The organism is Streptomyces fagopyri (assembly GCF_009498275.1).
Taxonomy (GTDB): domain Bacteria; phylum Actinomycetota; class Actinomycetes; order Streptomycetales; family Streptomycetaceae; genus Streptomyces; species Streptomyces fagopyri.
In genome coordinates this window covers 731788-752432 of sequence record NZ_CP045643.1, presented here as the reverse complement: position 1 = coordinate 752432, position 20645 = coordinate 731788, and the positions used below count along the sequence as shown (strand labels likewise).

Below are 20645 nucleotides of genomic sequence, written 5' to 3'. Positions count from 1 at the left end.
CGTGGTAGCCGGGATGCCGGGCTACGGCCTGCGCAGAACGCGGCGACCTGCACGTGTTCCCGCCGAAAGGGCTCGGTCCGACGCCGAGCGGCGGGCGGGCACGCGCCACACAGCGGGCATCGAACCCGGAGCTGCTGTCACGCGGACCTGTGTCCGGAGGCCGGTCGCGTCGCCGGAGCGGCGGTCACACGGCCGGCACGCGTCCCGGGGCCGGTGGCGTCGCCGGACCGGCCGTCACACGGGCCGGACGCCGCGAGGCCGGTCGTGCCGTCCCCCCGGCCGCCGCGCTCAGGCCCGTCAAGAGGCCGGTTGCGGCGCGGGGCCGACGAGACCGCACTGGTAGGCGATGACCACGAGCTGTGCCCGGTCACGGGCGGACAGCTTGGTCATGGCCCGGTTGACGTGCGTCTTGGCCGTCAGCGGGCTGACGAACAGGCGGCCCGCGATCTCGTCGTTGGACAGGCCGAGCGCGACCAGCCCGACGACATCGCGTTCCCGCGGTGTCAGGTCCTCCAGCCGTTCGTGGACGGCTGTCGGGCACGGGTCGGGCTGGGCCAGGAACCGTCCGATCAACGCCCGGGTCGCCGAGGGGGACAGCAGCGCCTCGCCGTCCGCGACCGTACGGACGGCTTCGATGAGCTCCTCCGGCCGGGCACCCTTGCCCAGGAAGCCGCTCGCACCCGCGCGCAGCGCGTCGGTGACGTGCTCGTCGTCCTCGAAGGTGGTCAGGATGAGCACCTTGACCCCTGCCAGGTCCTCCGACTCACAGATGATCCGCGTCGCGTCGATACCGTCCATGACCGGCATGCGGATGTCCATCAGAACGACGTCGGGGTGCTGCGCACGTGCCAGGTCCACGGCCTCGCGGCCGTTGGCCGCCTCACCCACCGTCTCCATGTCGTCGGTCGAGTCGAACAGCATCCGGAAGGTGCCGCGCAGCAGGGCCTGGTCATCGGCGAGCAGTACACGGATCGTCATCGCCAGTCCTCCGACGGCTTGTCCACGGCCGCGCCGGTCCGCAGCGGCAGTTCGGCGGTCACGCAGAAACCGCCCTCGGGCCGCGCTCCCGCGCGCAGCCTGCCCCCGACGGTGGCGGCACGCTCGTGCATACCGATCAGCCCGTGACCGGCCCCCGGCTGGGGATCGTGAGGTCCGGCGCTGCCGTCGTCCTCGACCGTGATCGTCAGCCAGGCCGGGTCGTAGTGCAGGAACACCCGGGCGTGATCCGCGCCGGAGTGCTTGCGCACGTTGGTGAGGGACTCCTGCACGATGCGGTAGGCGGCCAGGTCGACCGACGGTTCCAGCGGTTCGGCGTCGCCCTGCCGGGTGTGCTTCACCACGAGACCGGCCCGTTCGAACGACGACAGGAGAGCCGGCACCTGCGCCAGGCCCGGCAGGGGATCGCGTGGTGCCACCGGGTCGTCGGACTGCCGTAACAGGCCCACGGTGACGCGCAGTTCGTCCAGCGCCGAACGGCTGGCGTCCCGGATCTCCTCCAGGGCCGTGAGGATCCGTTCCGGCCGCCGCTCCAGCAGATGGGCGGCGACGCCTGCCTGAGCGTTGATCAGGGCGATGTGGTGCGCGACGATGTCGTGCAGCTCGCGGGCGATCCTGACGCGTTCGGCCGCCACGCGGTGCTGAGCCTCCTGTTCACGGGTGCGCTCGGCGTGCTCCGCCCGTTCCTCCACCGCCGCCACGTAGGCACGGCGTGAGCGGACCCCGTCCCCGACGGCCGCCGGCAATGCCATCCAGGCCAGCGTCGCCGCCTTGTCGGGGTCCAGCCACGACCTCGACCCCCAGACCACGGCCGCGCCCACGAGGACGGCCGCGGAGGTGGAGGCCGCGATGCACGCGGTCCGCCGGTCGGTCATCAGGGCCATGGTGTAGACGGACACCAGCACCGGACTCATGACCACGGGACTTTCCCGGAGTCCGAGAATCTGGAAGACGACTCCGCAGCAGACCGTGAGAGCCAGTACGCCGAAGGGGTGGCGACGCCGGCACAGCAGGGCGGAACAACCGATCGCGGCCAGCAGCACCGCGGGCCAGCGCACCAGAAACGTGTGCTTGTGGGGTTCGATGGAAGCGGCGACGACCGACAGGGCGAACAGGGCCACCGAACCCAGAATGTCGCCCGCGGTCACCAGGGCGCCCCCTGTCCGCCTCCAGCCGAAGATCGCCGCCATGCCACCACCGTAGGGTTCGTGGCCGGATCGGGCACTGTCTCGCTGGGCCAACGGAGCCAGGACGAGGCCGGACGACGGTGCGGCGGGTGGTTCGACGGGCGGTCGTCCGCGGCCTGGGGAACGTTCCGTCCGGTACGGCACCCGGCACGAAGAACACGCCGGTTCAGGCTCCGGCGTGAGGAATCTGCCCCCTACGGGCCTCGGTGCGGGGGCACTCGCCCGTACCGGCCCCCGTGGGGGACGTACGGTCGTCCGCTCCCGCGGTCGGAGAGCGCGGCGGCGTCGATGGCCGATGGCCGGCCGGCGGGTGACGGGTGGCGGGCGTGGCGGACATCGGGGCCGCCCGGCCGGATGCCGTGGTCGCCTTGTTTGTGCCTCGGGGTGGAATCTGATCTGCTGCGCTCTGGACCGCGTCGGGGAGAGGGGGAGCCATGACGGCCACCGATGGTGAGCGCCGGCCTGCGGGCGAGCTGGAGGCGAGCGTGCTGGCGGCGTTGTGGGCGGCGGGCAGGCCGCAGTCGGCGGCGCAGGTGAGGTCGGCGATGCCGCAGCCGCTGGCCCGTACGACCGTGGCGACCCTGCTGGCCCGGCTCCACGAGAAGGGGGTCGTCGGCCGCAGTCCGGGCACGCGCGGCTTCGTCTACTTCCCCGTGGAGGACTCGCACGGGCTGACGGCTCGCCGTATGCACCGCGAACTCGACCAGGACGGGGACCGGAGCACGGTACTGGCGCGGTTCGTCGAGGGACTCAGCCCCGAGGACGAGACGGAGCTGAGGCGGCTTCTGGGGGAGAGCGGGCAGTGATCGTCGTTTCCGGTCTCCCTGTCCCTCCCGTACGTCTGCTCCCTCCTGCTGTTCCGGCTGCCGTTGGTGCCCCCGCCCCGCTTGATCCGGTCGTCCGACAGAGGTCCCCGCGGCCGTGACCGCCCTGGTCGAGCCGCGACGCCCGGCCGATGTGCTGCACGATCGCCACCTGCGAGGACCGGTCCGAGGCAATCCGTCGCGCCCTCGCCCGCCGGGGAGGGTCGCACCGATCCGCACCGAACCGGGCCGGGCCGCACCGATCCGCACCGAACCGAACCGAACCGGGCCGCGCCGCACCGAACCGCGTCGGGCCGCGTCGCACCGTGTCGCGCCGCACCGCGTCGGGCCGCGCCGGGCCGCGCCGCGCCGGACTGCTCCGTCGCGGTCGCGCGAGGCGTGGACCCCGGCGACCGAACTGCCCGGAACGCCACCCCGGTTGGTGGTGAGCGAAGCGGTGGGAGTGGCCGCAGAACCGCTTTCCCCGTGCGGCTCGGCGCCACTCCGCCGGCGGACGCGCGCGGGGTGCGAGGGCTGACGCGGGCGCGTGTGCCACGGTCGGGGCCGCGCCTCCGTGCCGCCCCGACCGAGTTGTCTTAGGTAAACCTTCCCTTAGTGTCTACAAGTCTGTAGACTCCGGCGCCGGGCCTTCCGCCCCGTCCGTCCCCCTGCGCGAAACGAGGCACAGCCATGCCCACGAGACCCCACCAGATGCCGGCCGCGGCCGCCGCGTTGGCGGCCGTCACCTCTCTCGCGGGCTGCGCGCAGAAGGCCGCGGGGGGCGACGGCGCGATCCGGGTGACGGCCTCGGACTCCTCCTGCGCGGTCTCCAGGACCGAGTTCCCGGCGGGGCGTCTCACCCTGGACGTCGCGAACAAGGGCACCACGGTCACCGAGGTGTACGTGTTGTTCCCGGACGACCGGATCGCCGCGGAACGCGAGAACATCGGACCCGGCACCACGACCTCGATCACCGCCGAGATCAAGGCCGGCGACTACGCGATCGCGTGCAAGCCGGGGATGAAGGGCGACGGCATCCGGCAGAAGGTGACGGCCACCGGCGCGCACGCGGCCGCGAAGCGCAGTCCCGCGGCCGACGCGGCGGTCGCCGCCTATCGCGGCTACGTCCTGGCCCAGGCGCGGGAGACCCTCCCGAAGGCGCGGGCGTTCGCCGACGCCGTCAAGGCGGGGGACATGGCGAGCGCCAAGAAGCTTTACGCACCCTCGCGTGTCGGCTGGGAACGCACCGAACCCGTGGCGGAGTCCTTCGGCGACATCGACCCCAAGGTCGATGTCCGTGAGGACGGTCTGGAGGCCGGACAGGACCCGGCCGAGGACTGGACCGGCTGGCACCGGCTGGAGAAGGCGCTGTGGCAGGACGGCCGGATCGGCGACCGGGAGAAGCGGCTCGCCGACCGGCTCATGACGGACCTGAACACCTGGGTGAAGAAGGTCGGCCAGGCGCAGATCACGCCCACCTCGATGGCGAACGGAGCCAAGAGCCTGCTGGACGAGGTCGCCCGCAACAAGGTCACGGGGGAGGAGGAACGGTACTCCCACACCGACCTGGTCGATTTCAAGGGCAACCTGGAGGGCGCCCGGAAGTCCTATGACCTTCTCAAGCCCGTCGCGTCGAAGAACGACCCACGGCTCACCGCGCAACTGGACACCCGGTTCGACGCCCTGAACACCTTGCTCGACACGTACCGCACCGCCAAGGGCGGTTACGGCTTCACCTCGTACGACCAGGTGGGCCGCCGGCAGCGCAAGGACCTCTCGGACGCCGTGAACGCGCTGGCCGAGCCGCTCTCCAAGCTCGCCGCCGCCGTCGTCAAGTAGCCCGGAAGGACACGTCCACCCATGTTCGGCAACTTTCTCATCGGACTGCGCGAGGGCCTCGAAGCCAGTCTGGTCGTCTGCATCCTCGTCGCCTATCTCGTCAAGACCGGCAACCGCCGCCGGCTCGCGCCGGTGTGGGCCGGCGTCGGTTTGGCGGTCGCCCTCTCCCTTGCCTTCGGCGCCCTCCTGCAGTTCGGCTCCTCCACCCTCACGTTCCAGGCCAAGGAGGCGCTCGGGGGGACCTTGTCCGTCCTGTCCGTCGCCCTGGTCACCTGGATGGTCTTCTGGATGCGGCGTACCGCCCGCCATCTGAAGGGCGAACTCCAGGGCAGGTTGGACGCCGCGCTGGCCGTCGGTGCCGGCGCGCTGGTGGTGACGTCGTTCTTCGCCGTCGGCCGGGAGGGCCTGGAGACGTCGCTGTTCGTCTGGACCGCCGTACAGGCCACCGACGACGGGATCCGTCCGCTGGCCGGCGCGCTTCTGGGGCTCGCCGCCTCCGCCGTGCTGGGCCTGCTCTTCTACAAGGGCGCCCTGCGTATCGACCTGGCGAAGTTCTTCCGCTGGACCGGCGCCATGCTCGTCGTGGTCGCGGCGGGCGTCCTCGCGTACGGCATCCACGACCTGCAGGAAGCCGACTTCCTGCCGGGCCTGCGCCGGCTCGCCTTCGACATCAGCGCCACCGTGCCGCCGGACTCCTGGTACGGCACCCTGCTGAAGGGCGTCTTCAACTTCCAGCCCGACCCGACCGTCCTCCAGATGACCGTCTGGGCCGTGTACGTCGTCCCGGTCATGGGTCTCTTCCTCGCCCCGCAACGCACCCCGCGCACACCCGCGTCGCGGAAGGAGACGGAGACCGCTCGGGCCGACCGGGCCACCGGGGCTCCGTCGTGAGCGGGACCTGGGCAGGGCGGCCCCGGGGCCGTGCCCGTCAGGCGAAGTCCTCCGACGCGTCGACTCCGCAGAGCCGCAGCAGTTCGATCACATGGCGTTCCAGATCCTTGCCGACCTCGGTGACCTCTGGGACACCGAGACTGCCGAACTCGTCGCTGGGGCGGTGCATCGTGAACACCGCGTTGCCGTCGTCGTCGCTGTGGACCAGCATCCGCAGGGGCGCGTACAGCAGTGCCCTCGGGTCATGGCGGAACATGGTCTCGGCGATGACGTGGTTGCCGGTCAGGTATTCCATCGACCTGACACTGTGTCCCGCAGGCCTGAGCACCTCGGTGCCGTTGAGCCGGAAGTAGCGGACCAGGTGGTGGGGCGCGTTCTCGGCCATCGCGGCACGGACGTCGTCCCAGGTACCCCCGGTCTCGTCGATGAGTTCGAACGCGCCTCGGTCGACCGCCGGGGCGGCCTCCTCCAGGGCGGCGATGAAGACGTCGAAGGGGATACCGGTGTGGACGTCCACGCGGGCTACGGTGTGGCTCTGGCTGGGCATGCGGAGACTCCCTCTTTCCGTGACCGGTGGGTGCGCCGACGCCCGCGACTCGCGACGAGGGCGGCGCCGTTCGCGGCAGCCCGTCGAAACCGGTCGGCAGTGTCTACGGAGAGCGACAGGCCGCCCGTCCGTCGCAGCGCGCCCCTTGCTCGAAGTGACCTTATGGCCGACCGATCGAGGGGGCAAACCGGGTGAAGGGTGATGATTCGCCATCGTCGGTCTTGATTTCCCGGCCCTGACAGCGGGGGCCTCTCGGTGGTCGTCACGTCATTCCGGGTGTGCCACGGCGGTGCGTTCCGCTCCGGGACGGCGGTACCTCAGGAGGCAGAAGACCATCGTCGAGACGAAGGCCCAGCCGATGAGGACCAGGAACGGGAAGGCGTGCAGATATCCGGGGAAGTAGACCTCGGTGTGGATCGCGCCGATCGCCGCGCCCGTCGGCAGCCAACGGCCGACAACGCCCAGGAAGGTGGGGAGCAGGGGCCAGGAGACCGCGCCGCCGGAGGACGGGTTCCCGATCAGGACCATCAGGCCCCAGGTGGGGATGAGCGCCCACCGTCCGAAGAGGACCATGAACATGAGGCACACCGTGCTGGCGGCGTACATGGTCAGGGCCAGCGTCAGCCAGACAGCCATGAAGGGGAGTTCGAGCGCACTGAGGAACCAGTCCACGACCGCCGTGATGGCGAAGGCCCCGAGCAGGGAGTAGGCGACGGTGAAGGCGAGGCGCGCGACGGCGCCGAGTTCCTTCGCGTTCACATTGAGCTGGATCGCGCCCACGAAGCTGACCACCACGGCTGCCAGCGAGATGTAGAAGATCGCCAGCCCGCGGGGATCCGCTCGCTGGTTCGGTTTGATGTCCCGTACCAGGACCTCCATTCCCGCGGCCCTGCCCACGGCTGGTGCCGTCTGTTCGAGCACCTGTGCCACCGACGCACCCGACGCGGAGGACACGTTCACCGTCACCGCGCGTTCCCGCCGCAGGTCGAAGATCGCGAAGACGGTCTGCTTCTCGACCGCTTCCCTGGCCTGTGCGTAGCCGGGGTACCTGTGGATCACCAACGAGCCGTCCAGCGCGGTCTCCATGCCGGTCAGGAAGGCGCTGTGGGCCGCGTCCGGCGAGCCGACCACCGCGGTCGGCACGTGGTGCGGGGTGGGGTTGGCGAAGGCGTAGGTGTACGACCACGCGAAGACGCCGGCCACCGCGGAGACGAGGAACACGAGCACCGTCGCCGGCAGGTAAGGGGAACGCGCGAAGGCCTCCCACCGCTTCGCGGGGGTCGGAGGCCGCTCGTGGGTCTCATGGTCATGGGCGCGGTTGCCCGGCGCATCCGGCTCTGACATGGCGTCGACGTTAGGTCGGACCGCCTGGCCGCGCATCTGGAGGGCGGCCCGGTGGAAGGGGACCGCGGGCGGCGTACTCGCGGGGTGTCAGCGGGCTGTTCGGCGCGGAGAGGGGCGTCGGGTCGGCGGCCGGGGAATCTCCGGTCGTCGTGGAAGCGGCTGCCCTGGAGTCTCCGGTCTCCGGTGTCGGTCGTATCGGCTGCCGTGGGTTCTCCGGTTCTCCGGTCTTCGTCGGGTCGGCCGCCGTGGCGTCTCGGGCCGCCGACGGGTCGACCCCTTGGAATCGTCGGGCTCCGTTGCGTCGGCGGGCCGGCCTCGGTCGCGCCCGACGGCTCCGGGTGTTTCGGACGGCCTCGGGGGCTTCGGACGGACGGAAGTGGCCCGCTCCGGGAAGCCCGTCCGGAACGTCGGCCGCGCCACCCGTGGCCATCGCGCGACGCGGGCGCGAGCCGCATGTCGCGCGGCCGGTCGCTGGACAGGGGACCGCCGTCGCCGGCCGCCGGCCGTATCGCTCCGGGCGTGGGCCGCGCGGCGGGCAGGGAGAGCGGGCGCGTAAGACTCCGCGGGCCCCGACCCCTCGCGCGGCAGGGCCGGTCCCGGACGGAGGGGTCCGCCGGGGAGGCCGACCCAGTCACGCAGTGCCCACTCTGGCCGTGGCGCGGCGAACACGCATCTTGTACCGGTCCGCCGGGGGACCGCGGGTGATTCCGCCGGGCCGACACGGGTCCGCGGGCGCTCTCGGGCCGGACACGGGTGACGTCGCCCGGAGGCCGGACCGCCCCGGGCCCCGGGGGCACCGCGCCCTACCCCGGGCATCGTGTCGGGGCCGATGACGATCCCCCGGGAATTCGGCCGGTCGTGCGGCGTCCGGAGTCAGAGAACCTCGCGTTCCCCGTCCGACACGAACCGCGCGGCCGTGTCGGAGAGGCCGACGTCGTGGCCGTTCGCGCACCGCACCACGGCGCCGACCGGGCTTCCGCAGTCGGCGTGCACGAGTTCGACGCCGCCTTCCCCGCCGAGGCGCGCCCCCCATTCCATCAGGGCGACGAACACGGGGAACAGCGACCTCCCCAGATCGGTCAGGACGTATTCGTGCCTGGTGCGCCGACCGGGCTCCCGGTAGGGATGCCGCTGGAGCAGGCCCGCGTCGACCAGGCGCTTGAGCCGCTGGGAGGTGACCGCTTCGGTGAGGCCGGTGTGCCGTGCGAGGTCGTCGAAGCGCCGCGCGCCGTAGTAGAGCTCGCGCAGAAGGATCATCGCCGACCGGGTGCCGACCAGTTCCAGAGCGTGCTCCATGTGGCACCAGCCCGCCACGCTCTCGTCGTGATCGGAGAACCGGCCGGTCTTGGTGATCACCGGCTCCACACCGGCTTCTGGCGCCCCGCTGGACTCCGTCATGTCCCCACGCTCTTCCTGGCTACGTATTTGCATAGCCAGCCTGATATCTTCTGGCTATGGTTTCCACTAGTCAGCCTAACATCCGTGCGGTGACGACCCCCGCTACCGCCGCCGTCCCGAACGGGCGGAGGTGGTGGGCCCTCCTGGTCCTCTGCCTGGGTGTGATGATGTCCTTCGTCAACGTGTCGTCGACGATCTCCGCGCTCTCGCCCCTCCAGGACGCCCTGCGCCTGTCCGCGAGCACCACGGTCTGGGTGAGCAGTGCCTTCAGCCTCGCGCTGGTGAGTCTGGTCCTGTCGGCCGGCACGCTGAGCGACATCATCGGGCGGCGGCGGATACTTCTGGCGGGCGTCGCGCTCTTCACGGCCGGCAGCGTCATCGCCTTCCTGGCGGGCGACGCGGGCCTGCTCATCGCGGCCCAGGCGCTGATGGGAGTCGGGGCGGCCGCCGTCCTGCCGTCCAGCCTGGCGATCGTGAGCCACACGTTCACCGACCCCCACGAGCGCACCGGCGCCATCAGCGTCTGGGCGAGCTGCGCGGGCCTCGGGCTGGCGGTCGGACCGCTGGTGGCGGGCGTACTGCTCGACCGGGTGTCGTGGCACGCCGTCTTCCTCACCAACGTGGTCATCGGCGTGCTCGCCCTGATCCTCACCCCGCTGCTGGTGACCGAGAGCAAGCACCCGACGCGACGGTTCGACCCGGCGGGCGTCGTGCTCGGCACCCTCGCCGTGGCGTCGGCGACGTACGCGATCATCGAGGGCGGCTCCACCGGCTACGGCGCGCCCGTCATCATCGCCGCCTACGTGGTCTTCACCGTCTCGCTGGTGGCCTTCGTGCGGGTCGAACTCCGCCACGACGACCCCATGTTGCAGCTGCGCCTGTTCAAGAACGCCTCGTTCGCGACGGTGATGGGCATCAGCGCCGTCACCATGTTCGGCTTCGTCGGCATCTCACTTCTCACCGTCCTCCATCTGGAGCGGGTCGCCCACGACGACGCCCTGACGACGGGCGTGAAGCTGCTCCCGATGTTCGCCACCTACATCGTGGTCAGCGCGTTCGCCGGCCGCCTGGTGCGCAGGATCGGCATCGCCGCCGCGCTCGTCACCGGCCTCGTCCTCATGGGGGCGGGGGCCCTCGCGCTCCTGGCGGCCGGACCGTCCAGCGGGTACGGGGCCATGTGGCCCGGCCTGTTCGTCGCCGGCGCCGGTTCGGCCGTCCTGGTGGCGCCGTCGACCGCCGCGGCCGTCAACAGCGTGCCCCCGCTCCAGGCCGGCATGGCGGCCGCGTCGGTCAACATGTTCCGTCAGCTCGGCAGCGTGCTCGGCCCCAGCGTTCTGGGCACCCTGGTCACCACCCGGTTCCCGGAGTACCTGCACGACCGGCTGGCCGCGTCCGGCGTCCCGGCCGACCGCGTCGACGGTGTGGTCGCGGGAATCACCCACGGCGGCGCGAGCGGTCCGCCCGCCGCACAGGCGCACGCGATCTCCGTCGCCGTCCCCCAGGCCTTCAGCGAAGCCCTGCACCTGGGCTGGCTCGTCGCCGGAATCGTGCTCCTCGCGGTGGTCGTCCCGACGGCGTTCCTCCTGCGCCGCCCCTCGGCGGCGTAGTCCGACGCGCCTTTCGCGGGTGCCGAATCACCGCTGACGGGGCCGTTGTCGGTGCTGTCGGTGCTGCGGGTGCCGTGGGTGGGTCGGGGCTGACGGCGTCGAGGGGGTCCGCCGGCGTTGCCACTCTTGTCGGGGCATCGGGGCATCGGGGCATCGGGGCATCGGGGCATCGGGGGGCATCCCGGGCATCGGGTTGTCGTGCGAGCGGCTCGGTTCAGTGCCGGATCCAGCGACGGATCCAGTCGACCAGGGCCGTGACCCTGGCGAAGTAGTTCTCCTGGCCCTCCGCTCCGCACGGATGATCGCCGACCATGCCGCTGGCGATACCGACGAGGGTGAACCCGCCCCGGCCGTTCCGGTGCGTCAGGGGCGCTCCACTGTCCCCGTAGCAGGTCGCCCGGTGATTGCGGATGAGTGTGCACAGGTGGACCTCGCGCTGGAGTCCCTGCCGGAAACACCGGCCGCTCTCGGCCTGTTCGGTCTTCAGCAGGGTGTCCGAGGCGGGACCGTCCTCACGGGTGTGGCCCCAGCCGGCGACCACGAGCGGCCCCGGGTACGACGTGAGGCGGGAGGAGGGCGGCAACGCCAGGGGCGCGACCGTGCGACCGAAGCTCACGGGCCGTTCCAGCCGCAGCAGCGCCGCGTCGTAGCGGAGACGGCCGCCGGTCGCGTACCGCGGATGCCTGACGACGCGGACCACCCGGAGCGAGCGGTCGGTCCGTGTCCGGAGCGCGGTGGTGCCCAGGACCACCATGATGTCCCGGCTGTCGACGCAGTGGCCGGCGGTGAGGACCCAACTCCCGCTCACCAGGGTGCCCGTACAGGCCCCTTGGAGCCGCCCGTCCCTCAGGATCTGGATCTGCGCCATCCAGGGGTACGTGGCCGGTGACGTCACCCGGTCGCCGTTGACGATCCCCCGGGCCGCCGCCGACACGCCGAGCACGAGGGCGAAGGCCGCCAGTACGGCCGTCATGGCCCGGCGGGGCTTCCCTGTCATCCACCACTCCCCGAACGAATCGTCCACCGTGCGGTGAACCGAGTCAGGCGCCACCCCCGAACCGATGGGGGACGGTCGGTGATCGTAAGGGGGCGGTGCCCCGGTCGCCGGACAGGCGCGACCGGATCTCCCTCTTCCGCCTCCGTACGCCCGCGCTTGCGGGCAGAGAGCGGGCGATCGTGGCATCGGGTGACGAACCGGTCGGCCCGGTTCACTCCGATCGCGGTGCCGCGTCCGTCCGGGCGGTGCCGCTCAGGGAGTCGTGCCGAGGATCTCCAGAGGGCGTGCCTGCCACGTCGCCCAGTCGGCGCTGATGGCACTCGCCGCCCGCAGCAGCAGGGGCAGATGGTGGTCGACGAGAGTCTCCACCGAGGTCTCGGCGGCGTGGGCGTTGACGTTCACGGCCGCGACCGTTCGGCCGTTCCCGTCGCGCACCGGCGCGGCGACCGAGCGGATGCCCGGTGCGAGGTCCTGATCCGTGACCGCCCAGCCCTTCGCCCGCACCTCGCGCAGGGCCGCGTCGATCTCGTCCCGGTCAGGGGTCCAGCGGGGGGTGACACCGGAACGGCTGGGCTCGGCCAGGGACTTGTCGAGTTCGTCCGGGGACAGTGTCGCCAGCAGGACCTTGCCGAGCGAAGTCTGCAGGGCGGGGAACCGCGTACCGATGGTGACGGCGAGAGTGACGAGTTTCGGTACGGCGACCCTGGCCACGTAGACGATGTCGGACCCGTCGAGCTGGGCGATCGAGCAGGACTCGTCGGTCTGCCCGACCAGGTCGCGCAGGTGGGGCTGGGCGAGTTCCCAGAGGTTCATCGAACCGACGTACGCGGTGCCGAGGTCGAGTACCCGGGGGGTGAGGGAGAAGCCGCGCTCCTGCGAGCGGACGTAGCCGAGCTGTTCCAGGGTGATGAGGATGCGCCGGGCCGTGGGGCGGGCTAGGCCCGCGGCGGCGGCGATCTCGCTGAGCGTCATCGAGTCGCAGCCCGGCCGGAAGCAGCGCAACACGTCCAGCCCCCGGGCGAGGGCCTCGATGAACTCGGGATTTCCGTCTCGGCGCATGAGGTCAGACTAACCGAGCGGACAGTGGTCCGGCAGTCGTACTTCTTTCTGGTCAGTGCAGAGGTCTTGTTTCGCTCTCAACTATGCGGCACATTGACCGCCGTGCGGACAGTCGTCCGCATGACGTCGAGCTGGCCGGACCAAGGAGGATTCCATGGCCTTCGTGACGGAGGAGAATCTCACCGACCTCGCCGAGAAACGGTGGGCCACCGCCCACACGCCCCGGCTCGCCGAGCTGACGACGGCGTTGGTGCGGCACCTGCACGCGTTCGCCCGCGAGGTCCGCCTCACCGAGGACGAGTGGATGGCGGCCGTGGAGTGGCTCACGGCGACCGGGCGGATCAGCGACGACAAGCGCCAGGAGTTCATCCTCGCCTCCGACGTGCTCGGCCTGAGCACCCTCGTCGTGCAGCTCAACCACCGGTTCGCACCGGACGCGACGCCCGCCACGGTCCTCGGCCCGTTCCACATCGACGGCTCGCCGCCGGCCCCGTACGGCTCCGACATGTCCGACGGAGTCGAGGGCACCCCTCTGTTCGTCACCGGCCGGGTGCTCGGACTCGACGGCACACCGCTGCCGGACGTCGTCCTGGACGTGTGGCAGGCCGACGCGGACGGCACCTACGAGTCACAGCTCGCCGAGGTCGACGAGGCACGGCTGCGCGCCAAGTACCGGACACGGTCCGACGGGACGTACTGCGTGCGCACCATCGCGCCGCTCGGCTACGCCATCCCGATGGACGGCCCGGTCGGGGCGCTCATCGGCCGGACCGGCATCAGCCACTTCCGGCCCGCGCACATCCACTTCCTCATCGACCATCCCGGCCACGACCGGCTGATCACCCACCTGTTCCGGAGCGGCTCCCCCTACCTCGACAGCGACGTCGTGTTCGGGACCAAGGACGGACTCGTCGTGGACTTCGACGAACACCCGGCCGGCACCGCGCCGGACGGGAGCACCGTCGACACGCCCCATCTGCGTGCCGTGTTCGACTTCGTGCTGCAGCCTTCGGCCCCGGACGGAACCCGGCCGTGAACGTCGGCCTGCTCCTGCTGCGGGTGCTTCTCGCCGTACTCCTGTGCGGCCATGGCGCCCAGAAACTGTTCGGCCGGTTCGGCGGGGCCGGCCCCGCCGCGACGGGCACCGTCTTCGAACGATGGGGCTTCGTGCCCGGCCGGCCCATGGTCCTGCTCGCGGGGCTGGCGGAGCTGACCGGAGCGGCGTCGCTCGCGGCCGGCCTGCTCACTCCCGGCGGCGCCGCCGTCATCGTCGGCACGATGACCGTGGCGGCCGTGGCGACCGCCCCGAACGGGTTCTGGGCGCAACAGGGCGGCTGCGAGGTCCCCTTCTGGTACGGCGCCGCGGCCGCCGTCCTCGGTTTCACCGGCCCGGGCGCATGGTCCCTCGACCACGCCGTCGGCCTCGGTTCACTCCACGGCAACGGGTGGGGAGCCGCCGCGCTCGCGGTCGGCGCGGCCACCGCCGCCGTACCTCTCGTCCTCAGGTCACGGGTGCTGCGCACCCGGGCACAGCAGCACAACGAGGTGACTTCATGACGATCGACATCCCGCGCCCCGACGAGCTCACCGCCGGACGCCCTCTTCTCTTCCGCAACGCCACCGTGCTGTCCATGGATCCCGCGATCGGTCGGCTGGACGGCGGGGACGTCCTGGTGCGCGCCGGGCTCATCGACCGTGTCGGGCACGCGCTGACGGCGCCCGAGGACGCGGTCGTGGTGGACGCCACCGGCGGCATCCTGATGCCGGGCATGGTCGACACCCACCGGCACATGTGGCAGACGGCGCTGCGCGGGTTCGGCGCGGACTGGACGCTGTCGCAGTACTTCGTCTTCTACTACCTGAACTGGGGCAAGATCTTCCGCCCCGAGGACATCCACGCGGGCAACCTGCTGTCGGCCGTCGAAGCGCTCGACGCGGGAGTGACGACGACGGTGGACTGGTCGCACGGGCTGCGGACACCCGAGCACGCGGACGCGGCCGTCGAGGCGCTGCGGGCCGTACCCGGCCGCTTCGTGCTGGCCTACGGCAATCTGCTGGGCGCGCCGTGGGAGTGGGCGACGGCCCCGGAGATGCGGCGGTTCGTGGACCGACACTTCTCCGCGCGGGACGACATGCTGGGGCTCCAGCTGGCGTTCGACGTCACGGGCGACGAGGCGTTCCCGGAGAAGGCCGCGTTCGAGGCGGCCCGGGAGTTCGGCGTACCGGTCACCACCCACGCCGGCGTCTGGGGCGCGACGGGCGACGACGGCATCCGGCTGATGTGGGACCACGGGTTCATGACCCCCGACGTCACCTACGTGCACTCCGCCACGCTCGGCGAGGACTCGTATCAGCGGATCGCCGCTTCCGGCGGCAGGGTGTCGGTGTCGGCGGAGAGCGAGCAGAACGCCGGACAGGGCTACCCGCCCACCTGGAGGCTGCGGCGGCACGGCATCCCGGTGTCCCTGTCGATGGACACCAGCGTGTGGTTCAGCGCCGACCTGTTCTCCGCGATGCGGGCCACGCTGTCCGCCGACCGTGCCCGCGAGCACCTGGAGGCGCACGCGGCAGTCGAGACGGTGGTCCACCACACGCTGCGGGCGCAGGACGTCGTCGAGTGGGCCACCCTCGGCGGCGCGCGGGTCCTCGGTCTCGACGACCGGATCGGCTCGCTGACACCGGGAAAGAAGGCGGACCTCGTACTGCTCAGGAACGACCGCGACCCGGCCATGTTCCCTCTCCTGCACCCCTACGGGCATGTGGTGTACCAGGCCCAGCGGGCCGACGTGGACACGGTCGTCGTCGACGGCAGGGTCGTGAAGTACCGGCACGAACTCCTCGGTGTCGACCTGCGCAAGGCACGCGAGGCCGTGGGCGCCACCGTCGAGTACACCCGCAGGACGCTGGGCGAGGAGGCGTGGCGGGAGGCGCTGGAGCCGGAGATCCCGCGCACCGAGCCCGTCTCGAACCCCTACACGTACAGCACGTACCGCGGCGAGGGTGTCGCGGTGCGGCAGGAGGAGTCGTAAGTCATGGCTGACGGTGCGCGCGGGCCGCTCGACGGTCTGCTGGTCGCGGATTTCTCGCGGATCCTGGCGGGCCCCTACGCGACGATGCTGCTGGCGGACCTCGGGGCCGACGTGGTCAAGGTCGAGGGACCGGCGGGGGACGACACCCGTACCTGGACGCCACCGGTGAGGGACGGGGTCTCGACGTACTACCTGGGTGTCAACCGGGGGAAGCGGTCGGTCGTCCTGGATTTCCGCGACCCGCGGGACGCCCGGCTGGCCAGGGAACTGGCCGGGCGGGCGGACGTGGTGATCGAGAACTTCAAGCCGGGCGGTCTGGCCCGCTACGGTCTCGACCACGCCTCGGTGAGCACCGGGAACCCCGGCGTCGTGTACGCCTCGATCAGTGGGTTCGGCACGGGCGCGGGGCGGGACGTTCCCGGGTACGACCTGATGGTGCAGGCGATCTCCGGACTGATGAGCCTCACCGGCGACCCCGAAGGGCCGGCGTACCGGGCCGGCATCTCGGTGTTCGACGTGATGGCCGGAAATCACGCGGTCATCGGGATCCTCGCCGCACTGCGGCACCGCGACGCCACCGGACGCGGTCAGCTGGTGGAGGTGAACCTGCTGTCCTCGGCGCTGACCGGGCTGGTCAACCACAGCTCCGCGTACGCCGCCGGCGGGACCGTGCCGTACCGGATGGGTAACGCGCACCCCAGCGTTTTCCCCTACGAACCGTTGCCGACCGCCGACCAGGACCTGATCGTCACCGCCGCCAACGACGGACAGTTCCGCAGGCTGTGCGAGGTGCTCGGCATCCCCGGGACCGCCGACGACCGCCGCTTCCGTCACAACGCCGACCGCACCGAGCGGCGCGAGGAGCTGCGGCCCATCCTGGTGGAGCGGCTGCGGACGCGCGGTGCGCTGGAGTGGTTCGAGCTGCTGGTGGCCGCGGGAGTGCCGTGCGGGCCGATCAACACGATCGAGGGCGGCTTCGCCATGGCCGAGCGCTTCGGCCTCGACCCGGTGGTCGAGGCCGGGGAGGGCGAGCGGGCGGTGCCCACGACCCGGCACCCGATCACCTTGTCCGAGACCCCGGCCGCCTACCGGCTGCCACCGCCCGCCCTCGACGAACACGGCGAGGACGTGCGCAAGTGGCTGGAGGGCGGCGAGGACGTGGGTAGATGGCCGGAGGGCGGCGAGGACGTGGGTAGATGGCTGGAGGGCGGCGAGGTCGCGGGTGCGGGGCGGGAGAGCGCCGAGGCCGCGGGTGCGGGCCGGGAGAGCGGCGAGGACGTACGCGCGGGGCGGGAGAGCGGCGATGCCTGATTATCCGACGGCCCTCGGCGCCTCTTCCCCCGACCGGATCACCCTGCTCGGGCGGGACCTCGCCGAGGAGGTCATGGGCGAGGTCGGCTTCGGCGAACTGGCGTTCTGGCTCGCGACGCAGCGCAGGCCGGCGAAGGGTGAGATCCGGGTCTTCGAAGCGGTGCTGGCCGCACTCGCCGATCACGGGTTCACGCCGACCGCCATCACGGCGCGGCTGACCTTCCTCTCCGCCCCGGACTCCGTCCAGGGAGCGCTCGCGGCCGGTCTCCTGGGGGGCGGTTCGCGCTTCCTGGGCGTCACCGAGGACTGCGGCAGGTTCCTGCACGACGTCCTGGCCGGTGTGGAGGGCGGTCATCCGGCCGACGACGCGGAATGGGACGTGCTCGCGCTGGCGGCGGTGCGGTCGGCGCGGGAGGCGGGCCGGCTGGTTCCGGGGCTCGGCCATCACGTGCACAAGCAGGGCGATCCCCGCACGGCGCGGCTCTTCGACATCGCCCACGAGGAGGGGGTGTCCGGCCCGCATCTCTCCCTCTTCGCCGCCATCGGCCGTGTTCACCCGCGGGTGTTGGGCCGCACGCTGCCGCTCAACGGTGCCGGGGTGTGCGGGGCCGCGCTCGCGGATCTCGGCCTGCCCCTGGAACTCCTGCGCGCCTTCGCGCTGCTCGCCCGCACCGCCGGACTCATCGGCCAGCTCGCCGAGGAGCTGCGCGATCCGGTCGCGAAGGACATCTTCCTGTCCGTGGACCTGAACAACCGATCGATACCGCCACGCCCTTTTGACGGATAAGGCGCCGTTCCACACCTCTTGTCACAGACCGCCTCATCTTCCGGTCAATTGCCTGAAAGGCGCGGTCGGGTCGGTCGCACGACTCCGACCGCGACCGGATCCGAGTGCGGAGATGGAGCGCGAGTGGTTCCGCCCGGCCGCTTGTCGTGGCCGAGGCCGTGTCCGGCGTGGACACGTCGGCCTCTCGCATCCGTACCGCCCCCACGGCCAGCGGAGGACCAGGGCGATGACCAGCACTGACACGGTGACGCAAGGGGAACACGCGAGCGCGATCGAGAGGTCGGACTCGGCGATCGCGATGCTCGACGACCAGGGGACGGTGGTGGGATGGACGCGGGCCGCGGAGCGGCTGCTCGGGTACTCCGCCGGTGACGTGGTGGGACGGTCCGCGGCGCTCGTACTGCCGTCCTCCGGGACGGCGCCGGCGACCTCGGCGTTCGCCGAACGGTGCCGTGCCCGGAACGGCTGGTCGGGGAGTACGGCGGTGTGTCACCAGGACGGCGGTGTGATCGACGTCAGCCTGAGGATCTCGATGTTGCGAGGGCTGGACGGAGCGGTCCGGTGGCTCGTGTCCCTGACCGACATCGGCAGACTGTCCTGGGGCGCGATGAGCGAGTCCGTGCGGGAGTCGCTTCTCGCCCACACCCCGATCGGTGTCGTCGTGCGTGACCCGGGACTGCGGTGCACCTGGGTGGACGACACGATGGAGCGCCACGACGGCATCTCCCGCGACCGGCGGCTCGGACGTCGGTTCACCGAGGTGCTGCCCGGCGCCCAGGCCGAAGCGCTCGAGGCGATGATGCGGGAGGTACTGAGGACCGGAACCACCAGGGTCCGGGAGTACCGGCTGAGCCTGCCGGCGGATCCGGGCGGGGAACAGCACTCGTTCGCGGTTTCGGTCTTCTGTCTCCAGGACGCCGACGCCCAGGTGCTGGGCGTGTGCGTCATCAGCATCGACGTCACCGAGAGCCGCCGCTCGCGCGAGCGCCTCACCATCCTCGGCGAGGCCGGTACGCGCCTCGGCCACACCCTGGACGTGATGCGGACCAGCCAGGAACTGGCCGACATCGCCGTACCGCTGCTGGCCGACTACGTCGCCGTCGACCTGGAGCAGTCGGTCCCCTTCGGTGAAGGACCGCCGGTGCACATCGGCTCGTCGGGCGAACGCCTCGTCTTCCGGCGTGCCGGACTGGCCTCGATCCACCAGGGGGTGCCGGAATCCCCCTGGGCGCGCGGTGAACCGGTCGTGGTGCGGCCCGCCTCACCCTTCATGGATGTCCTGCGCACCGGCAGGTCCCATCTGGAACCGTTCCTGGACAGCACGCCGGGCACGTGGGTCGACGAGGACCCCGCACGGGCGCGGAAGATCCACGAGAACGGTATGCACTCCCTGATGGTGGTGCCCATCCGCGCACGGCACGCCCTGCTGGGGGTGGTGCTGTTCATCCGGACCGAGGACCCCGGGCCGTTCCAGGAGGTCGATCTGCTCCTGGCCGAGGAACTCGTCGGCCGCGCCGCGCTGTCACTGGACAACGCGCGCCAGTACGCCCGCGAGCACACCGCGGCACTCGCGCTCCAACGCACCCTGCTTCCCCACCGGTTGAGGGGTGGCACGGCGGTCGAGACGGCCTCGCGCTATCTGCCCGCGGACATGGAGAACGGTGTCGGGGGCGACTGGTTCGATGTGATCCCCTTGTCCGGCGCCCGGGTGGCCCTCGTCGTCGGCGACGTCGTCGGACACGGCATCAACGCGGCCGCGAACATGGGCCGTCTGCGCACCGCCGTCCACACGCTCGCCGATATGGAGCTGCCGCCCGGCGAACTGCTGACCCACCTCGACGACACGGTCCAGCGACTGGCCGAGGAGGACGCCGACGCCTCGGACCAGCCGCCCGCGGTGGTGGGTGCCACCTGCCTCTACGCCGTCTACGACCCGGTGACCCGCCGGTGCGCCATGGCACGGGCCGGGCATCCCCCGCCGGTGATCATCGACCCGCGGGGCACGGTCACCTTCCCCGACCTTCCCAGTGGAACCCCCCTCGGTACCGGGCTGGGCGTCCCCTTCGAGTCCGTGGAGGTGGAACTGCCCGAGGGGAGTCTCCTCGCGCTGTACACGGACGGCCTGGTCGAGACCCGCGACCAGGACATCGACGTGGGGATCGGGCACCTCGGCGCCGCCCTCTCCCAGCAGGGTCAGTCCCTGGAGGATCTCTGCGCCCGCGCGACGGAAACCCTGCCCGGGCAGGCCCCGTCGGACGACGTCACCCTGCTCCTCGTCAGGACCCGCTCGCTCAGCCCGACCCGGGTCGCCTCCTGGACCCTGCCCTGTGACCAGAGTTCCGTCCGCAGCGCACGGCACCTGGCGGCCCGTCAGCTGACCGCATGGGGCCTGGAACGTCTGGAGGACTCGACGAAGCTGATCGTCAGCGAACTGGTCACCAACGCCGTTCGCCACGCCACCGGCCCGGTCGGTCTGCGTCTGATCCAGCACCAGGTCCTGACCTGCGAAGTGACCGATGCGAGCGTCTGTTCCCCGCGTCTGCGCCGTACGGGCTCCGCCGACGAGAACGGCCGCGGCCTCCTCCTGGTCGCCCAGTTGTCGCGCAGATGGGGTTCCCGCTCGGTGGCGGGCGGCAAGGTGGTCTGGGCCGAGGAGGACCTGGCCTCACCGCCCTCACACGTACCGGTGCGTGGCGGGGCGCCCGTACCGGGGGAGCAACCGGTGCCCGCCTCGCCGTCGCGGGTGTCCGGCACACGTGTCGACCGACAGGAATGACCGGGGAGCGTTCCGTGACCGGTCACATCGAGCGGCCACGATCACGGCGAAGGCCCGCGTTCGTGGCCGCTCGT

General features: G+C 71.5%; 17 protein-coding genes. 10 read left to right on the top strand and 7 right to left on the bottom strand.

From position 1 onward, the window contains the following. Positions 1 to 297 precede the first annotated feature (297 nt). Positions 298 to 978: a response regulator transcription factor gene (locus tag GFH48_RS03160; protein WP_153286770.1), complete on the bottom strand. Its 681-nt coding sequence runs from the start codon at positions 976 to 978 to the stop codon at positions 298 to 300. Continuing rightward, the gene (locus tag GFH48_RS03155; protein WP_153286769.1) at positions 975 to 2186 is read right to left on the bottom strand and encodes a sensor histidine kinase; all 1212 of its coding nucleotides are present in this window, start codon (positions 2184 to 2186) and stop codon (positions 975 to 977) included. Before GFH48_RS03155 ends, GFH48_RS03160 begins: the two co-directional genes overlap by 4 nt. Positions 2187 to 2617: 431 nt before the next feature. Between GFH48_RS03155 and GFH48_RS03150 the strand changes: the two genes are divergently transcribed. The 3 genes from GFH48_RS03150 (at position 2618) to efeU (ending at position 5716) form a co-directional block, all read left to right on the top strand. After that, positions 2618 to 2989 (top strand): BlaI/MecI/CopY family transcriptional regulator, encoded by a 372-nt coding sequence (locus GFH48_RS03150; protein ID WP_153286768.1) that lies wholly within the window; start codon positions 2618 to 2620, stop codon positions 2987 to 2989. A gap of 687 nt (positions 2990 to 3676) precedes the next feature. Beyond that, positions 3677 to 4825, top strand: coding sequence for an iron uptake system protein EfeO (efeO, locus tag GFH48_RS03145; protein WP_153286767.1), 1149 nt, complete (start codon positions 3677 to 3679; stop codon positions 4823 to 4825). 21 nt (positions 4826 to 4846) lie between these two features. Continuing rightward, the gene (efeU, locus tag GFH48_RS03140; protein ID WP_153286766.1) at positions 4847 to 5716 is read left to right on the top strand and encodes an iron uptake transporter permease EfeU; all 870 of its coding nucleotides are present in this window, start codon (positions 4847 to 4849) and stop codon (positions 5714 to 5716) included. 37 nt (positions 5717 to 5753) lie between these two features. Here the strand turns inward: efeU and GFH48_RS03135 are convergent, their stop codons facing one another. The 3 genes from GFH48_RS03135 to GFH48_RS03125 all read right to left on the bottom strand — a co-directional run bounded on the left by GFH48_RS03135 (position 5754) and on the right by GFH48_RS03125 (position 9005). Next, positions 5754 to 6263: a DUF302 domain-containing protein gene (locus tag GFH48_RS03135; RefSeq protein WP_153286765.1), complete on the bottom strand. Its 510-nt coding sequence runs from the start codon at positions 6261 to 6263 to the stop codon at positions 5754 to 5756. Positions 6264 to 6530: 267 nt separating this feature from the next. Next, positions 6531 to 7607: an ABC-2 transporter permease gene (locus GFH48_RS03130; RefSeq protein ID WP_153286764.1), complete on the bottom strand. Its 1077-nt coding sequence runs from the start codon at positions 7605 to 7607 to the stop codon at positions 6531 to 6533. A gap of 873 nt (positions 7608 to 8480) precedes the next feature. Continuing rightward, entirely contained in the window at positions 8481 to 9005 is a 525-nt protein-coding gene (locus GFH48_RS03125; RefSeq protein WP_153286763.1) for a winged helix-turn-helix transcriptional regulator, read from the bottom strand. An 89-nt stretch (positions 9006 to 9094) separates the two neighbouring features. Between GFH48_RS03125 and GFH48_RS03120 the strand changes: the two genes are divergently transcribed. After that, a complete protein-coding gene (locus GFH48_RS03120; RefSeq protein ID WP_228120324.1) occupies positions 9095 to 10612 on the top strand; it encodes an MFS transporter in 1518 nt (505 codons plus the stop codon). Positions 10613 to 10826: 214 nt separating this feature from the next. On the opposite strand, the gene GFH48_RS03115 is transcribed toward GFH48_RS03120, so the two are convergent. After that, on the bottom strand, positions 10827 to 11609 hold the full coding sequence (locus GFH48_RS03115; RefSeq protein ID WP_194280479.1) for a S1 family peptidase: 783 nt from the start codon (positions 11607 to 11609) through the stop codon (positions 10827 to 10829). 252 nt (positions 11610 to 11861) lie between these two features. Further along, on the bottom strand, positions 11862 to 12668 hold the full coding sequence (locus tag GFH48_RS03110; RefSeq protein ID WP_153286760.1) for an IclR family transcriptional regulator domain-containing protein: 807 nt from the start codon (positions 12666 to 12668) through the stop codon (positions 11862 to 11864). A 154-nt stretch (positions 12669 to 12822) separates the two neighbouring features. Between GFH48_RS03110 and GFH48_RS03105 the strand changes: the two genes are divergently transcribed. From GFH48_RS03105 to GFH48_RS03080, 6 genes are all read left to right on the top strand, one after another. Then, the gene (locus tag GFH48_RS03105; RefSeq protein WP_153286759.1) at positions 12823 to 13704 is read left to right on the top strand and encodes a dioxygenase family protein; all 882 of its coding nucleotides are present in this window, start codon (positions 12823 to 12825) and stop codon (positions 13702 to 13704) included. Further along, positions 13701 to 14225 (top strand): DoxX family protein, encoded by a 525-nt coding sequence (locus GFH48_RS03100; protein ID WP_153286758.1) that lies wholly within the window; start codon positions 13701 to 13703, stop codon positions 14223 to 14225. The genes GFH48_RS03105 and GFH48_RS03100 overlap by 4 nt, the downstream gene beginning before the upstream one ends. After that, on the top strand, positions 14222 to 15697 hold the full coding sequence (locus GFH48_RS03095) for an amidohydrolase family protein (protein ID WP_153286757.1): 1476 nt from the start codon (positions 14222 to 14224) through the stop codon (positions 15695 to 15697). The genes GFH48_RS03100 and GFH48_RS03095 overlap by 4 nt, the downstream gene beginning before the upstream one ends. Positions 15698 to 15700: 3 nt before the next feature. Further along, positions 15701 to 17008 carry a CaiB/BaiF CoA transferase family protein gene (locus tag GFH48_RS03090; protein ID WP_194280478.1) on the top strand — a complete coding sequence of 436 codons (1308 nt, stop codon included), beginning with the start codon at positions 15701 to 15703 and terminating at the stop codon, positions 17006 to 17008. Further along, positions 17001 to 17795, top strand: a complete 795-nt coding sequence (locus tag GFH48_RS03085; RefSeq protein ID WP_153286756.1) for a citryl-CoA lyase — start codon at positions 17001 to 17003, stop codon at positions 17793 to 17795. Before GFH48_RS03090 ends, GFH48_RS03085 begins: the two co-directional genes overlap by 8 nt. A 226-nt stretch (positions 17796 to 18021) precedes the next feature. Continuing rightward, the gene (locus GFH48_RS03080) at positions 18022 to 20571 is read left to right on the top strand and encodes a SpoIIE family protein phosphatase (protein ID WP_153286755.1); all 2550 of its coding nucleotides are present in this window, start codon (positions 18022 to 18024) and stop codon (positions 20569 to 20571) included. Positions 20572 to 20645 lie beyond the last annotated feature (74 nt).

Coding starts and splice junctions, on each gene's coding strand:
- GFH48_RS03110 (WP_153286760.1), bottom strand. CDS start 12,668: ATGCGCCGAGACGGAAATCCCGAGTTCATCGAGGCCCTCGCCCGGGGG.
- GFH48_RS03095 (WP_153286757.1), top strand. CDS start 14,222: ATGACGATCGACATCCCGCGCCCCGACGAGCTCACCGCCGGACGCCCT.
- GFH48_RS03130 (WP_153286764.1), bottom strand. CDS start 7,607: ATGTCAGAGCCGGATGCGCCGGGCAACCGCGCCCATGACCATGAGACC.
- GFH48_RS03085 (WP_153286756.1), top strand. CDS start 17,001: ATGCCTGATTATCCGACGGCCCTCGGCGCCTCTTCCCCCGACCGGATC.
- efeU (WP_153286766.1), top strand. CDS start 4,847: ATGTTCGGCAACTTTCTCATCGGACTGCGCGAGGGCCTCGAAGCCAGT.
- GFH48_RS03080 (WP_153286755.1), top strand. CDS start 18,022: ATGACCAGCACTGACACGGTGACGCAAGGGGAACACGCGAGCGCGATC.
- GFH48_RS03115 (WP_194280479.1), bottom strand. CDS start 11,609: ATGACAGGGAAGCCCCGCCGGGCCATGACGGCCGTACTGGCGGCCTTC.
- GFH48_RS03125 (WP_153286763.1), bottom strand. CDS start 9,005: ATGACGGAGTCCAGCGGGGCGCCAGAAGCCGGTGTGGAGCCGGTGATC.
- efeO (WP_153286767.1), top strand. CDS start 3,677: ATGCCCACGAGACCCCACCAGATGCCGGCCGCGGCCGCCGCGTTGGCG.
- GFH48_RS03160 (WP_153286770.1), bottom strand. CDS start 978: ATGACGATCCGTGTACTGCTCGCCGATGACCAGGCCCTGCTGCGCGGC.
- GFH48_RS03105 (WP_153286759.1), top strand. CDS start 12,823: ATGGCCTTCGTGACGGAGGAGAATCTCACCGACCTCGCCGAGAAACGG.
- GFH48_RS03090 (WP_194280478.1), top strand. CDS start 15,701: ATGGCTGACGGTGCGCGCGGGCCGCTCGACGGTCTGCTGGTCGCGGAT.
- GFH48_RS03135 (WP_153286765.1), bottom strand. CDS start 6,263: ATGCCCAGCCAGAGCCACACCGTAGCCCGCGTGGACGTCCACACCGGT.
- GFH48_RS03150 (WP_153286768.1), top strand. CDS start 2,618: ATGACGGCCACCGATGGTGAGCGCCGGCCTGCGGGCGAGCTGGAGGCG.
- GFH48_RS03155 (WP_153286769.1), bottom strand. CDS start 2,186: ATGGCGGCGATCTTCGGCTGGAGGCGGACAGGGGGCGCCCTGGTGACC.